This window comes from Leclercia sp. AS011 (assembly GCF_037152535.1).
Classification (GTDB): domain Bacteria; phylum Pseudomonadota; class Gammaproteobacteria; order Enterobacterales; family Enterobacteriaceae; genus Enterobacter.
The window spans coordinates 1,518,382-1,532,786 of record NZ_JBBCMA010000001.1; the positions used below are offsets into that span (position 1 = coordinate 1,518,382).

The 14,405-nt window shown below is 61.3% G+C and carries 18 protein-coding genes; 11 read left to right on the forward strand and 7 right to left on the reverse strand.

Features of this window, described 5'->3' with window-relative positions; all coding sequences use genetic code 11:
* Positions 1–27 precede the first annotated feature (27 nt).
* The 6 genes from WFO70_RS07090 (at position 28) to WFO70_RS07115 (ending at position 6,116) form a co-directional block, all read left to right on the forward strand.
* Positions 28–1,266, forward strand: coding sequence for an MFS transporter (locus WFO70_RS07090; protein ID WP_337015393.1), 1,239 nt, complete (start codon positions 28–30; stop codon positions 1,264–1,266).
* Between the two features lie 73 nt (positions 1,267–1,339).
* Positions 1,340–2,662, forward strand: coding sequence for a histidinol dehydrogenase (hisD, locus tag WFO70_RS07095; RefSeq protein WP_337015394.1), 1,323 nt, complete (start codon positions 1,340–1,342; stop codon positions 2,660–2,662).
* Positions 2,663–2,664: 2 nt separating this feature from the next.
* Positions 2,665–3,429, forward strand: a complete 765-nt coding sequence (locus WFO70_RS07100) for an SDR family NAD(P)-dependent oxidoreductase (protein WP_337015395.1) — start codon at positions 2,665–2,667, stop codon at positions 3,427–3,429.
* Between the two features lie 11 nt (positions 3,430–3,440).
* Positions 3,441–4,163, forward strand: a complete 723-nt coding sequence (locus tag WFO70_RS07105) for an alpha/beta fold hydrolase (protein ID WP_337015396.1) — start codon at positions 3,441–3,443, stop codon at positions 4,161–4,163.
* On the forward strand, positions 4,150–4,938 hold the full coding sequence (locus WFO70_RS07110) for an HpcH/HpaI aldolase family protein (protein WP_337015397.1): 789 nt from the start codon (positions 4,150–4,152) through the stop codon (positions 4,936–4,938). Before WFO70_RS07105 ends, WFO70_RS07110 begins: the two co-directional genes overlap by 14 nt.
* 11 nt (positions 4,939–4,949) lie before the next feature.
* Entirely contained in the window at positions 4,950–6,116 is a 1,167-nt protein-coding gene (locus WFO70_RS07115) for a cupin (protein ID WP_337015398.1), read from the forward strand.
* 38 nt (positions 6,117–6,154) lie between these two features.
* Here WFO70_RS07115 and WFO70_RS07120 read toward each other — a convergent pair whose 3' ends face one another.
* Together WFO70_RS07120 and WFO70_RS07125 are read right to left on the reverse strand one after the other, a co-directional pair.
* On the reverse strand, positions 6,155–6,790 hold the full coding sequence (locus WFO70_RS07120; RefSeq protein ID WP_337015399.1) for a carbonic anhydrase: 636 nt from the start codon (positions 6,788–6,790) through the stop codon (positions 6,155–6,157).
* Between the two features lie 43 nt (positions 6,791–6,833).
* On the reverse strand, positions 6,834–7,646 hold the full coding sequence (locus tag WFO70_RS07125; protein ID WP_337015400.1) for an MBL fold metallo-hydrolase: 813 nt from the start codon (positions 7,644–7,646) through the stop codon (positions 6,834–6,836).
* A 127-nt stretch (positions 7,647–7,773) separates the two neighbouring features.
* Here WFO70_RS07125 and WFO70_RS07130 point away from each other — a divergent pair, with 127 nt between their 5' ends.
* Positions 7,774–7,914, forward strand: coding sequence for a hypothetical protein (locus tag WFO70_RS07130; protein ID WP_032617828.1), 141 nt, complete (start codon positions 7,774–7,776; stop codon positions 7,912–7,914).
* A gap of 93 nt (positions 7,915–8,007) precedes the next feature.
* On the opposite strand, the gene WFO70_RS07135 is transcribed toward WFO70_RS07130, so the two are convergent.
* From WFO70_RS07135 to WFO70_RS07150, 4 genes are all read right to left on the reverse strand, one after another.
* Complete coding sequence (locus tag WFO70_RS07135) at positions 8,008–8,490, reverse strand: GlcG/HbpS family heme-binding protein (protein WP_337015401.1); 483 nt, start codon at positions 8,488–8,490, stop codon at positions 8,008–8,010.
* Positions 8,491–8,567: 77 nt separating this feature from the next.
* Positions 8,568–9,191, reverse strand: a complete 624-nt coding sequence (locus WFO70_RS07140; RefSeq protein WP_337015402.1) for a response regulator transcription factor — start codon at positions 9,189–9,191, stop codon at positions 8,568–8,570.
* Entirely contained in the window at positions 9,184–10,512 is a 1,329-nt protein-coding gene (locus WFO70_RS07145) for a sensor histidine kinase (protein ID WP_337015403.1), read from the reverse strand. Before WFO70_RS07145 ends, WFO70_RS07140 begins: the two co-directional genes overlap by 8 nt.
* Before the next feature lie 159 nt (positions 10,513–10,671).
* Positions 10,672–10,833, reverse strand: coding sequence for a hypothetical protein (locus tag WFO70_RS07150; protein WP_166182259.1), 162 nt, complete (start codon positions 10,831–10,833; stop codon positions 10,672–10,674).
* 242 nt (positions 10,834–11,075) lie between these two features.
* Here WFO70_RS07150 and WFO70_RS07155 point away from each other — a divergent pair, with 242 nt between their 5' ends.
* From WFO70_RS07155 to WFO70_RS07170, 4 genes are read left to right on the forward strand one after another with little or no spacing between them, the layout of a single operon-like run.
* Positions 11,076–11,894: an ABC transporter substrate-binding protein gene (locus WFO70_RS07155; protein ID WP_337015404.1), complete on the forward strand. Its 819-nt coding sequence runs from the start codon at positions 11,076–11,078 to the stop codon at positions 11,892–11,894.
* A gap of 1 nt (position 11,895) precedes the next feature.
* Positions 11,896–12,711 carry an amino acid ABC transporter ATP-binding protein gene (locus WFO70_RS07160; protein WP_337015405.1) on the forward strand — a complete coding sequence of 272 codons (816 nt, stop codon included), beginning with the start codon at positions 11,896–11,898 and terminating at the stop codon, positions 12,709–12,711.
* The gene (locus WFO70_RS07165) at positions 12,711–13,478 is read left to right on the forward strand and encodes an amino acid ABC transporter permease (RefSeq protein WP_337015406.1); all 768 of its coding nucleotides are present in this window, start codon (positions 12,711–12,713) and stop codon (positions 13,476–13,478) included. The genes WFO70_RS07160 and WFO70_RS07165 overlap by 1 nt, the downstream gene beginning before the upstream one ends.
* Positions 13,472–14,158 carry an amino acid ABC transporter permease gene (locus tag WFO70_RS07170; RefSeq protein ID WP_337015407.1) on the forward strand — a complete coding sequence of 229 codons (687 nt, stop codon included), beginning with the start codon at positions 13,472–13,474 and terminating at the stop codon, positions 14,156–14,158. The genes WFO70_RS07165 and WFO70_RS07170 overlap by 7 nt, the downstream gene beginning before the upstream one ends.
* Here the strand turns inward: WFO70_RS07170 and fumD are convergent.
* The gene (gene fumD, locus WFO70_RS07175; RefSeq protein ID WP_337015409.1) at positions 14,139–14,348 is read right to left on the reverse strand and encodes a fumarate hydratase FumD; all 210 of its coding nucleotides are present in this window, start codon (positions 14,346–14,348) and stop codon (positions 14,139–14,141) included. The genes WFO70_RS07170 and fumD overlap by 20 nt on opposite strands.
* Between the last annotated feature and the right edge of the window lie 57 nt (positions 14,349–14,405).

Genomic DNA, 14,405 nt, shown 5'->3' on the forward strand with positions numbered 1-14,405 from the left:
CCATTACTTCTGAAGAGGTTCTCAACCATGTTTCGAGCACTGTTACGCCGACCGGAAGCCCGGCTGTTCTTTATCATCAGCGTGTTGTTTTTTATCTGTATTCACAGCATTGATGCATTTCTGGCCCCGATGATGATCAATCAGGGGATGGAGCCGCAGGTGATGGGGATCATCATGGGAGCCAGCGGCCTGGCGACCCTGCTGATCCGCTTCCCGCTGGGGATTGTCTCCGACGTGGTGAAGAGTCGGAAAATCTTTATCCAGTTTGCGCTGGTGCTGCCGATCGTCGCCTGGCCGCTGGCCTGGCTGGAGCCGAACGCCATCACCCTCTATCTGGCAAAAGCGGCAGACGGCGTTACCGCCGCCACCTGGGTGCTCTACAACATCCTGTTTATTCGCTACTTTGATCAGAAAGATGCCCCTGCCGCGGTGGCCTTTCTGGCGCTGGCCGGGCCGCTGGGAGTGTTCCTTGGCAACTGTATCGGCGGTCTGTTAATTCACTATTTTGCAAACAACATCGCCTTTTTCGTCTCCTGCGTCTCGGCGCTGGTGGCACTGTTCCTTACCACCCGCATCCGCGACGTCCACGATCCGCTAAAAGCCCCGACCCTGAAAGCCTGTATCGCCGGGGCCCGCCTGCAGCTGGCCGATCGCTCGGTGTGGCTGATTGGCATCCTTGCCACCATCGTCATCCTCGTGCCCTTTGCCACCCGCGACACCCTCACCCCGATCTATGCCGAGCAGCTGGGTGCCCGCGCCGGGATCCTGACCCTGCTGAGCAATATCCATCTCATCTTCTACGCCCTGGCTATAGCCCTGTGCAGCAGCGTCTTTTATCAGCGCCTGGGGCTGGTCAAAACCGCGGTGTTGGGCATTGTGCTGCAGGTCATCTCAACCTTTGGTATCCCCTTCACCAGCAATCTGTATCTGATCTACCTGCTGCAGGCGCTGGCCGGGTTCTCCTTCGGGATGGCGTTTGCGGCCTTTATGTCCCTGAGCGTGGTCAACACCACCTCCGATGAGCAGTCGACGCGAATGGGGCTGTTCCAGACCATCTACTCCTGCGGCATGTTCGCCGGACCGGTGATCATGGGCGTGATGATGCAGCACATTAATTTGTCGTCCGGCTATCTGTTTATTGCCGCGCTGTCCGTCGTGGCGGCGATTGCCACCCCGCTCTCGGTGCGCTGGGTCTATTCCCGTAAAACACCGGCGTCGACTGAATTAGCGCTTAATAGCACCCTCGCGCCCGCGCGCGACCAGTAATTTTTATTCCCGATTAAATAATCCCGGCCCGCCGGGAGGGTACCCCTCATCATAAATACAGAAGGAAGAGAGTGTGGCTTATCTACTTAAAAGCAGTAAACCGGTTCAGGAACGTCAGGATGCACAGCGACAAATAAGGGAAACGGTGGAGCTTATTCTTGCGGATATTGAAAAACGCGGGAATAAAGCCATTCGCGAACTGTCTATTAAATTCGATGGCTATGACCGCCAGGATTATCGCCTGACCGATGCAGAAATTAATGCCTGCATCAAAAAATTGAGCCGTCAGGATATTCACGATATTGAGTTTGCTCAGGAGCAGGTTTTTAATTTTGCCCGGGCGCAAAAAGCCTGTCTGCTGGATCTGGAAATCGAGACCCGCCCCGGGGTGATCCTCGGCCATAAAAATATTCCGATTAACGCGGTGGGCTGTTATGTCCCGGGCGGAAAATATCCGCTGCTGGCCTCGGCGCACATGTCGATTATTACCGCCAACGTGGCGGGCTGCTCCCGCATCGTCAGCTGCGCCCCGCCGTTCGGCGGCGAGCCTGCCCCGGCCATCGTAGCGGCGCAGAAGATGGCCGGGGCCAACGAGATCTACGCCCTCGGCGGCATTCAGGGGATTGGCGCGATGGCGCTGGGCACCGATGCCCTGGCCCCGGTGGATATGCTGGTCGGGCCGGGCAACGCCTTTGTGGCGGAGGCCAAGCGCCAGCTGTTTGGCCGGGTCGGGATTGACCTCTTTGCCGGTCCCACCGAAACCCTGGTGATCGCCGACGACAGCGTCGATGCCGAAATCTGCGCCACCGACCTGCTGGGGCAGGCCGAGCACGGCGTCACCACCCCGGCGATTCTGCTGACCAACTCACTGGCGCTTGCCAAAGAGACGCTGCGGGAGATCGACCGCCTGCTGGAAAAACTGCCTACCGCCGACATTGCCCGCCAGGCCTGGCACGACTACGGGGAAGTCATCGTCTGTGACAGCTACGACGAAATGCTCGCCGAAGCGGATCGCATCGCCTCTGAACACGTCCAGGTGATGACCGACCGGGACGACTGGTTCCTCGCCAATCTGACCAACTTCGGCGCGCTGTTCCTCGGCCCGCGCACCAACGTCGCCTACGGCGACAAGGTGATCGGCACCAACCACACCCTGCCGACGCAAAAAGCGGCGCGTTACACCGGCGGCCTGTGGGTCGGTAAGTTCATGAAGACCTGCACCTGGCAGAAGGTCCTCAGCGATGAAGCCACCGCCGAGATCGGCAGCTACTGCTCGCGGCTGTCGCTGCTGGAGGGCTTCGCCGGTCACGCGGAGCAAGCCAACGTTCGCGTGCGCCGCTACGGTCAGGTGGAGGTGCCTTACGCCACCCCGGCCCCGGTCAGAGAGAAGGTGTAACCATGATCTTTCCTGAGATGCCCTCCTTTGGCCTGCACGGCAAGCGCGCGCTGGTGACGGGCGGATCCCGAGGGCTGGGGTTTGCCTGCGCCGTCGCGCTGGCCCACGCCGGGGCACAGGTGTGGATCGCCGCCCGGGATCGCCAGGGGCTGGACGCCGCCGCAATGCTCGCCTCTGAGCACCAGCTGGTGCTGCACCCGGTGGCGCTGGATATCACCGACGTGGCGCAGGTGGAGTCGGTGCTTGCCGATCTGCCCGCGTTCGACATTCTGGTGAACAGCGCCGGGCTGGCGCGCCATGAGCCCTTCCTGACGGCCAGCGAGGCCAGCTTCGATGCGGTGATGGCGGTCAACGTGCGGGCGACCTTCTTTATCAGCCAGCGGGTGGCGGCGCGAATGCGCGATCGGCAGATCGCCGGATCCATCATCCATCTCTCCTCGCAGATGGGCCACGTCGGTGGCCCCCGCCGCAGCGTCTACTGCGCGTCGAAATTTGCCCTGGAAGGGTTAACCAAAGCCATGGCGCTGGAGCTGGGTGAAGACGGGATCCGGGTCAACACCCTCTGCCCGACCTTTATTGAGACCGCGCTTTCCGCGCCGTCGCTGGCCGAGCCCGAGTTTCGCCGCTACGTGCTGGACAACATCAAGCTGCGTCGGCTGGGCAAGGTGGAGGACATTATGGGCCCGGTGGTCTTCCTGGCCTCCGATGCCGCCGGGATGATCACCGGCAGCGCGCTGATGGTCGACGGCGGCTGGACCGCAACCTGAGGAGTGAGACTGTGGATAATCACGCCCTGCCGCTGGTTTTGCTTGGCGGCACCCTCTGTAACGCCCGGCTCTGGCAGCCGGTGCTGGCCCGGCTCTCTCTGTCTGCGGTGATCTGCCCCAGGCTGACGGCGGACAGGTCGGCGGAACAGGCCGCGCAGCGGCTGCTGGAACAGCTCCCGCCGCGCTTCCTGCTGGCCGGGTTTTCGCTGGGGGCAATAGTGGCCCTGCAGATGGTCGCAGATGCCCCCGGGCGCATTGCCGGACTGGCGCTGCTGTCGGTCAATCCCCTTGCCGTTCCGCCGGAACAGGCCCCGGCACGGCGCGAGGCGGTGAGCGCCGCCCGGCAGCAGGGACTCACCCGCTGGCTCTCCTCCAGCCTGTGGCCGACGTACGTGGCCCCCTCGCGGGTGGCTGACCAGGCCTTACGCGATCTTATCTGCCGGATGGCGGAGGAGAGTGGCCTCGAGACCCTGGCGGCCCAGACGGAGATCGCCATTACCCGGCAGGATAATCGCGGGGCGCTGGCCTCGCTGGCCAGCCCCATCATCATTATCAACGGCGTGCAGGATCCCATCTGCACGCCCCATCACCACCGGCTGGTTGCACAGAGCGCCCCGCAGGCGAGGTGCGTCAGCCTCGCCGCGGCCGGGCACTTCACGTTGCTCGAAGCGCCCGATGAGGTCGCGCCCCCGCTACGCCAGTGGATTCAGGAGTGTACAGATGCGCAAGAATAAACTCAGGGCGGGACGTGAAAACGCCGCCATTATCAACGGCTGGCTGGCGATCCCCTCCAGCTACAGCGCCGAAATCCTCGGGCATCAGGGCTATGACGCGGTGACGGTCGATCTCCAGCACGGGATGATCGACTTCGCCAGTGCGCTCGCCATGTTGCAGGCGCTCTCCGCCACCCCGGCGGTGCCGCTGGTGCGAGTGGCCGATAACGATCCGGCGCAGATCATGCGTATGCTGGATGCCGGGGCCTACGGCATTATCTGCCCGATGATCTCCACCCCGGAGGAGGCCCGGCGCTTTGTCGCCGCCTGCCGCTATCCGCCGCTGGGCAACCGCTCTTTTGGTCCGGCCCGCGGCTTGCTCTACGGCGGGGCCGATTACCCTCAGCACGCCAATGACGAGATTCTGACCCTGGCGATGATCGAAACCCGCGACGGGCTGGCGAACCTCGAGGCGATCCTGGCGACCGAGGGGCTGGACGGGGTGTTTATCGGCCCTAACGATCTGTCCCTGACGTTGACCGGCAGCGCCAGCGCCGAATCCCGTCATCCGGAGATGCTGGCCGCCGTTGAGTTGGTTGTCAGCCGCTGTCGCCAGCAGCAAAAAATCGCCGGGATCTTTTGTACCTCCGGCGAGGCCGCCGCCCGGCGTATCGGCGAAGGCTTCCAGTTTGTCACCCCCGCCAACGATGTCATGCAACTTGGCCGCGCCTCGCGCGAAGCCGTCGCTCAGGCGCGCGGCAACACGATCCCCACGATCGGCGCATCAGGCTATTAACAGGAGAGAAAATGAAAGCACGTCACATTACCCCGGAACAGGCCAGAAGCCGTCTGGTTGCCCCTGAAGATATGGTCTCCTGCAATCTGGCGTTTATCGATTGCAAACTTCCCGGCTCCCACCTCAAGCAGAACTACTCTTTTATTGGGCCGGGCGTGACCCAGTCCTCCGCCCAGGTGGTGAACATCCCGGAGCCGCACGGCTTTAACATTGGCGCTGCGGCCATGCCGAAAGGGGTGACCAACAACCTGCACCTGCACTTCACCGCCGAAGTCTTTTTGATCCATGAGGGGACCTGGCGATTCCGCTGGGGAGCCAACGGCGAAAACGAAGCCGAGTTCAGCGCTCCGGCCATTCTGTCGATTCCGACCTGGATCTTCCGCGGCTTTACCAACGTCAGTAAAGAAGAGACCTGCGGCATGGTCTACACGGTGCTGGGGGGCAACCACACCGGGGGGATTATCTGGCATCCGTCGATTCTGGACGCCGCCCGCGAGTACGGCCTGTATCTGAGCAAGGAGAATATGCTTATCGACGTCAACGCGGGGGACACGCTGCCGGAACCGGCGGGGCTACTGACCCCGCTTGCACCGGAAGAGATTGCCGCCCTGCGTCACTACTCCGTGGAGGAGATGCGTCAGCGGGCGGTGACCGGCGAAGATCGTCGCTGGTCGGCGGCGGGGCTGCTGGATTCGGTGCTGCCGGGCCACGGGGGCGAAATTGCGCCGGTGATTGGCTTCGGCATCAGCCAGGATAAACACGCGACTCCCGCTATCGTTAATCCGCACGGCTTCTCCGTGGAGTGGCTGCGCCTGAAATCCGATCATCTGGTCGGGCGTCATCTGTGCCCGGACGTGCAGGTGATCATGGTCTTTAAGGGCACCCTGGAGGTGACCTGGAATGTGGACGGTGAAGAGGTGAGCATTATCGCCCCTGAGCGCTCGGTGATTTCGATTCCGGAGAACAGCTGGCGCTCTTACCGCGCGCTGAGCGGCGATATGGAATGCATCCTCACCACCGAGGGCGATCGGCGTAAGCGCATCTACTGGGATGAAAAGATCCTTGCCCAGGCCAGAGCGGCCAATCGCTGCCTCGATCCGGACGGTTATGTCACGGCGGAGGATCTGCTGCCTGAAACGGCGAAGCGGGCGGGACGCAGGCTGGAAGCGCTGCCTTAAAAGACTCAGGGCGGGAAAACCCGCCCTGAAGGTGCGTGTTACTCGAAGTAGACGCCCGGGTTTTCGGACAGGGAGACGAAGGTTTTCGACTCTTTGTCCAGGGCGCGAATGTCCCCGCTTTCGATATCGTAAACCCAGCCGTGCAGGCGGATAGCGTTGTTACGCAGGCCGACCGCCACCGACGGGTGGGTTTTGATGTTGCTCAGCTGGGCGAAGACGTTTTCCTGCACCATGGCGTTGACCTTGTCGGTCGGGGTGTCCCAGGTTTTATTCTCCACCACCGCTTTGGCGGCATCGGAGTAACGCAGCCAGTGCGACACGGCCGGCATCGGCTCGAGGTTGGCGTTGTCGGCAATTGCCTTCATAGCACCGCAGTTGGAGTGGCCGCAGATCACGATATCGGTGACGCCCAGCGCCACTACGGCATATTCGATGGTGGCGGAGACGCCGCCCGGCTCTGGTCCGAAAGGTGGCACGATGTTACCCGCATTACGAATGACAAAGAGCTGTCCCGGCTCCTGCTGGGTGACTAATTCCGGCACCAGACGGCTGTCAGAACAGGAGATGAACAGCGCTTTGGGATTCTGGCTGGAGGCCAGACTGCGGAACAGGTCTTTACGTTGCGGAAAAACTTCTTTTTGAAAGCTGAGAAAACCTTCAATGATATGTTGCATAGCAAAGTCTCATTTTTTTGTGATTGTACAGGCATGATCGAGATCACGGTTTTTCGAGTTTACCCACCGGGCCCGAGTTCAGACAAGCAATATATTTCTGCGCCGACCGCATGACAATCTCCCGCGCGTGGGCGGAAATGTTCTGCCCTTCAAAGGCCCCGTAGAGCCGTTCGAAGCGCACATCGTCCAGACGGGCGGCGATCCTGCTTACCTCACTGGCCGGCAGCGGCAGCATATTCGGGTAGCTCCACATAAAGGAGACCGCGTCTTTTCCCGGGGTCACCTGCAGGATATCCCCGGCCAGCACTACACCCCCGTCAAAATTCCAGTGCAGCACCGTACCCCCGGCAAAGTGGCCGCCCAGCCGCAGCAGCCTGACCTGCGGGGCAATCTCAAGGGCATCCCCCTCCCAGAAGCGCAGGGCGGGACTGTCGCGCATCACCCACTGGCGATCGCTGGCATGCAGATACACCGGGGCATCAAAGGCCGCGGCCCAGTCCTGCATGGTGGTGTAGTAGTGCGGGTGGGAGATGGCAATGGCGTCGATCCCGCCCAACGCCGTCACCAGATCATGGGTGGCGGGGTCGAGGTTGGCGATGCAGTCCCACAGCACGTTCCCCTGCGGGGTACGCAGCAGGATCGCCCGCTGGCTGATGGCAAAGGTGGGAACGGTTTTGATGCTCAGCAGATTCTCTTCGAGCTGCTGCCACTTGTTGCTGTGGGTGGCGGTCAGGGTGCTGAAATCCACCCACGCCTGCCCGGTCGCGGGCACGTACTGGCGTTCATCTTCGCAAATGGCGCACTGTTGCGGTTCCACGTCATAGGACGTGCCGCAGGTTTTACAGAGGACGATCATGAGGTCTCCTTAGCCGGATAAGAGATGAGTATGGCAAGGATTATCCTTATGTGCGCTGGGGTGCCTCACTCCCTTGTTTTGCTCTATAATACGACCTGGAACAAAAACCGAACAAAGCAGGTAAATGATGGAAATTGATCTCAACAATCTGGTGTTTGACGGGCTGGATGAAGCGGAAGAACGTAACGCAGAACGCCTTGAAGATGCGGATAAAAAAGCCCAGGCGATTGTAGCGGACGATGACTGCGGCGACGCCTGCAAGATCTGATGTAAAAAGCCCCGGCGATCGTCCGGGGCTTTTTGCCGGGTGGCGCCTTTCGCCTTACCCGGCCTACAACACTACCCCTAGGCCGGAAAATGATTACGCTTTCGTCATAGCCTCAATCGCTTGCTGGGCGCAGGCTTCATCCAGATGCCCACCCGGCGCGCCGCCAATCCCGATGGCCCCGATCACTTCATCCCCTTCCTTCACCGGCAAACCACCGGCCAGCAGCAGCAGACCCGGGATATCACGCAGGTTCTGAGCCCCCGCGTTGCTTTGCGCGGACTCCATTACCTTGCCTGAGGCATTTTTGGTGCTGAGCGCGGTAAAGGCTTTCATCTCGCTGGCTTTCAGGGTGTGCGGACCGGCATTGTCCGTGCGCTGTACCGCTTTAACCACCCCGGCACGATCCACCACCGTGACGCTGACCTGATAATTTTTGGTCGTGCAGGCCTGAATAGCCGCGCTGGCTAACGCGTTCGCCTGGGTCAGGGAGAGATTCTTTTGCGTCACGGACTGGGCCTGCGCCGATACGCTGACCATCCCGACCACACAGACTGCTGCCATCATTAACTTTTTCATCGCACATCCTCGGGTAAGTGGAAACAGATGCAGCGTACCGAAGCGGGCGAAGGAATGTTATTCGGTTGACTACGGGGTTATCCTGGTAGTTCTACGGATTGCAATTTGTCATATTCCCGGATGGCCTGTACCAGGCTGGCGACCCCCAGCTTGAGGAACACCGCTGCCCGGTGCGCTTCCACCGTTCGCGGCGAGAGGTTGAGTCGGGCGGCGACCTCTTTATTACTGCTCCCCTCCATCAGGGCCAGCAGCACCTCGTGTTCCCGGGCAGTGAGCTGCTCAAACAGCGCCCTGACCCGCCTGGCCTCCTGCCAGCGCCCCACCCGCTGCTGGCTCTCGGCCAGCGCGGCGGCGATGGATTCAATCAACTTGTCGGCATCCAGCGGCTTGGTGAAAAACTCAAACACCCCGTTATGAAACGCCCGGCGACAGGCATCGATGGTGCCGTGGCCGGTCATCAGGATCACCGGCAGCAGCGGCCAGGGCCATGCCCCCTCCTCCAGCCAGGCCAGCCCGCCTTTACCCGGCATGCGCATATCCAGCAGCAGGCAGCCGGTCAGGGCCTTCTCCTCGCCGTGAGCAGCGGTGAAGGCGGCAATACTCTCGTAAGGCTCAACGCGCCACTTCATCCCGGAGAGCAGAAACACCAGCGACTCCCTGACCGAGGCATCATCGTCAATTAACCAGATGACGTTATCCATTTTTCTGACTCCCGTGATAAGCAAACTGCAACCGGACCCTGGCCCCGCCTTCCGGGGGGTTATCCAGCGTCAGGGTGCCATTCATTCTGGTGACTAACGACTCCGTTAAGGTCATGCCCAGGCCGATACCGCCCTGCCGCCCGCTATAGAAGGGCATAAAGGCGTTATGTAAGGCATCCGGGGTAAAGCCCGGCCCGCCGTCGGTAATCTCAATCTGAATGAACTCCCCGCTGCGCTGGCTGCGGATGTGTACCCAGCCCGCCGCTCGCTCCTGCTGCGCCTGGATGGCGTTGCTGAGGATGTTATGCAGCACCTGCTCCAGCCACAGCCGGTCGGCGCAGAGAGTGCGGGCATCCGGGGCAAAATCATGGGTAAGACGGACGGGACTGGCGGTGCGCTCGTGCTCCAGCAGGTTGCCCACCTGTTGCCAACAGCGGGCCAGATCCACCTCGACGAGGTCCACCCTCTCCTGAGTAACATGTTCCCGAAAGCGGGTCAGCAGCTCGCCTATTCGCTGGGTTTGCACCAGCGCCGAGCCGAGAGCCTGAGAGACCGCCTCGGGGTTACCCTGCCGCAGCTGACGCTGCGCCCCCTGGATCCAGGTCTGGACCGCGGTCAGAGGCTGGTTGATCTCATGCACGATGCCCGCAGTGATCTCCCCCAGGGTATTGAGCCTGGCATGCTGGTAATAGCGGGCGCGCTGGTCGGCGTTTTGCCGCTGCTTACGCTGCCAGAGGATCACGCCGCCTGCCGCCATCACCACGGCCCACCCCAGCCAGAGCAGAAAATGCGGCACCAGGGCCACGTTCAGCCACGCCGGTCGGGCGTCGGCCCGCAGAATAAAGGGTTGGGTGTGCTGAGTGAACTGGCGTTGCCAGTGCCAGAAGGCCTCCGTCGGCGGCGGCGAGGCGTCGCCGCGGAGATCCAGGCTGAGGCGGGTAAAATGCGGCCAGGCACCGATCACCGACCGGGTATCAATGAGTACCCGGATCTGTCGCCAGGGGTTGTAAAGCCAGTACTGCCTGTCGCCCACGGGTTCAACCCGCGCGGCGTCGAGGGCACGCCCCTGGGTCTTTTGCAGGTCGAGGATTTGCGGGAATTTTTTACGCAGCGCCGCCAGTTCTTCGTCGCCATTTAACAGCGGCAGCACCGATTCGTTCTGCGTCAGAACCGCCCCCGCCTCGGCAAAGGCCGCGGCAAACTCCCGGTCCAGATCCCAGAACTGACGGCGGATCTGTTCGGCATACAGCAGCACGCTGCTCAGCAGGCAGGCAATCAGCCAGATCAGAAATCCACGTTGTAAAAATTTTTGGCTGTTCATTCATTTATCTGACGCGAGAAAAGACGCCAGAGACCTTAGCAGGAAGCTAAGCGGGGGACAAAACTTGCGGTGATTTTTGGATGTTAGCGTCCAGAATGGCGGGGCGTGCGCGGGATCACGCACACCTCGTTCCAGTAGGTTTCCCGCACGTGGCGGTGTTCAGCGTTGCGTTTGCTCATGGAACCACTCCGGGTCGATGTTGGCGATGTCCACGCCATACAGGCTGGCAACCGGCAAAATGGATTCAATAATACGCTGCGCGCTGTTCTCTTCCGGTTTCGCGGCAAAAAACCGCCGTAACGTACTCATCAGTTTGCCCATTGCCCTGTTCCTCATCTGTTCAGTATGTATGCAGTAAACCAGCAATCTGGCGCGGCGAGAAATGCCGATTCCGGCAGAAGATGTGCGCGGATCGCAAAAGCAGCTCTTCTTTTTACCGGTCGGTAACAGGCTGTTCACTAATGATTTTTTTCACATAGCAAAGACGATATTGGCATTTGGCGGCCAGGGACGGTTATGGGAGCGTAGCAGGACAAAACAAAAAAACAGACTCAGAGGATACTATGGCAACATACAAAAAACTGGCACTGGCATTGAGTTTGCTGGCCGCAGGTGGGATTGCTTCGACGCAGGCGCTGGCAGACCAGCTGGCCGATATCAAGGCGGCAGGGGTGGTGAAAGTCGCAACCTTCGACGCTAACCCGCCGTTCGGCTCGATAGATGCAAAAAGCCACGACATCGTCGGCTATGACGTGGATTTCGCCAAAGCGCTGGCGAAAACCCTCGGGGTGAAGCTGGAGCTGGTCGCCACCAACCCGGCTAACCGTATCCCGCTGCTGCAGTCGGGCAAGGCGGATCTGATCGTGGCGGATATCACCATCACCCCGGAGCGGGCCCAGGTGATCGATTTCTCCACTCCCTACTTCGTGACCGGGCAGCAGTTCCTGGTTCCGGCCAAAGGGGCGGATAAACTGGAGGCCTACAGCAAGGCGCGAATCGGGGCGGTCAAAGGCACCACCGGGGAGCAGGCGCTGCATCAGCGCTTCCCGCAGTCCCGCGTGCTCTCCTATGACGATATCCCGCTGGCGCTGACGGCGTTGCGCAACGGCAACGTGCAGGCGATCACTCAGGACAGCACCATTCTGGCCGGGCTGCTGGCCCAGGCCCCGGACAAAGCCAACTTTAAAATTCTTCCTGACCTGCTGAGTAAGGAGGAGATCGGCGTCGGGGTGAAGAAAGGGGAAACCGCGCTGCTGAAAGTGGTGAACGACGAGCTGGTGAAGCTGGAGAGTAACGGCGAGGCGGCGAAGATCTACGACGTCTGGTTTGGTCCACAAACCCCCTCCCCGCAGCCGCGCGCCTTTAAAATAGAAGCCCAGTAATATGCTGTCAGGTTTATTTTCACGCTCCGCGGCACCTGCCGCGGATTTTTCACATCTGGCGCAGGCCAGCGTCACCTTTTCTGAGGTGGCAAAACGCTACGGCGACCGCCCGGTGCTGAAAGGCATCAATCTCAGCGTCACGCCGGGTGAAGTGGTGGCTATTCTTGGCCCTTCGGGCTCCGGGAAATCGACGCTGATCCGCCTTATTAACCAGCTGGAAACCCTCACCTCAGGCGACATCCTGATCGACGGCAAATCGACGCGTCAGCTTAGCCGCCAGGCATTGCGCCAGCTGCGCAGCCGGGTTGGGTTTGTCTTTCAACAGTTCAACCTCTACAGCCATCTGACGGCCCGGCAAAACATCGCCCTGGCGCTGAAGCACGTTCACGGCTGGCGGCCCGCCGAGGCCGACACCCGCGCTGAGGCGCTGCTGGCGCAGGTGGGCCTGCCGGATAAAGCCGATCATTATCCGGAGGCCTTATCCGGCGGACAGCAGCAGCGGGTGGCGATCGCCCGGGCGCTGGCCTCCTCGCCGCAGATCATCCTGTTTGATGAGCCCACCTCGGCACTCGATCCGGAGATGATTGGCGAAGTGCTGCTGGTGATGAAGGCCCTCGCCCACAGCGGGATCACCATGATTGTCGTCACCCATGAGATGCAGTTTGCCCGGGAGATTGCCGACCGGGTGGTGTTCATCGACGGGGGGCATATTCTGGAGGTGGCTCCGCCGGAGCAGTTCTTCCAGCATCCCACTCATCCGCGCACCCAGCGTTTTCTGCAGAAGGTGCTTAACCCGCTGCATCCGGGAGGCGCGTGATGCCGCCCCTCGACTGGCAAGGGGTGCTGACCGGCCAGCCCTTGCAGTGGATCCTCTCCGGTTTTCTCACCACCCTGTGGGTGACCCTGGCGGGAATGGTGGTCGCCAGCCTCATCACCCTCGCCTGTCTGGGATTGCGTCTCGCCGGGGGACGCATCGGGGCGAAAATCGTCGCCGCGTGGATCTCGCTGTTTCGCAATACCCCCCTGCTGGTGCAGCTCCTGTTCTGGTATTTCGCCGCCTGGAACGGGCTGCCTGCGGATTTGCGCACCTTTGTGATGGACGATCACCCCTGGTCGGTGCTGCCGGGCCAGGTCTGGTGGTTCACGCCGGAGTTTCTCTGCTCCGCCTGGGGGCTGGGGGTCTTTACCTCCGCCTTTTTGACCGAGGAGATTTCCGCCGGGCTGCGCGCCGTGTCGGCCGGGCAGCGGGAAGCCGCCCTGGCGCAGGGCTTTTCCGCCTGGCCGCTGCTGCGCTACATCCTGCTGCCGCAGGGGCTGGCGAACGCCTGGCAGCCGGTGGTGGGTCAGTATCTTAACCTGATGAAACTCTCGTCGCTGGCGAGCGGGATTGGCTTTGCGGAACTGACCTACCAGGTGCGGCAGATCGAGAGCTATAACGCCCACGCCCTGGAGGCGTTCAGCGTCGGCACGGTGCTGTACCTGCTCAGCGGCGTGGCGATGGGCGTCCTGCTGACGAAACTGGGTCCTGCACGCGAACGGCGGCAAAGAGCCGCGCTGATTCCCCGGAGTGAAAAGAAATGCTAGCCGGATTCACTGTGATTACCGATAACCTGGATTATCTGCTCTGGGGGCGGGCCGCGGCCGGGCAACCCGGCGGCGTCTTGCTGACGCTGATGATGGCCTTCGGCGCGGCGGCGCTGGCGTTACCCGGCGGGATTGCGCTGGCGGGGCTGGCGTGGCGATTTCCGGGCGTCATACGCAGCACCCTGTTTCTGTGGGCCGAGATCATTCGCGGTATTCCGCTGATATTTGTCATTTTCTGGCTGTGGTATCTGCTGCCGTTGATGACCGGCGGCGATCTCCCCGGGGCGCTGACCGTGACCCTGGCGCTGGCGTGGTTTACCGCCGCCGCGGTGATGCACTCGGTGCTGGCCGGGCTGCGGGCGCTGCCTGCCGGGCAGGTTGAGGCAGCGCAGGCGCAGGGGTTTGGCGCGCTGCAAACGCTCGTGTGGGTGCTGCTGCCGCAGACGTTGCGCAACACCTTACCTTCGCTGCTGGGGATTTTTATCAGCCTGCTGAAAGATACTTCGCTGGCCTTTATCGTCAACGTCCCGGAGTTGACCACCGTCGCAGGCCAGGTCAACAACCGGGTGCAGATCTACCCGGCGGCTATCTTTGTCTTTACGGGGGTGGTCTATTACCTGCTGTGCTGCGGAATTGAACAGCTGGCAAAACGCTGGCAGGTTAACCGGCCAGCGCTTTAACGACGGTTTCCATCGCCTGGGTGGTTAATTCACTGCGTTGCACCCGCTGGTTCGCCAGCGCGGTGCGCAGGACCCCGGCGATCACAATATGTTTCGGCTCCTGCCCGAGATCGCGCATCTCCAGCACCACTTTACCTACCACGCGACACATCTCCTGATACAGCGCTTCGTCTTTGGTGACATTGCCCATGACCTTCACTCCATTGCCTGAAAACGCCAGCTTAAAGCATTCATTAGCCTTATACAA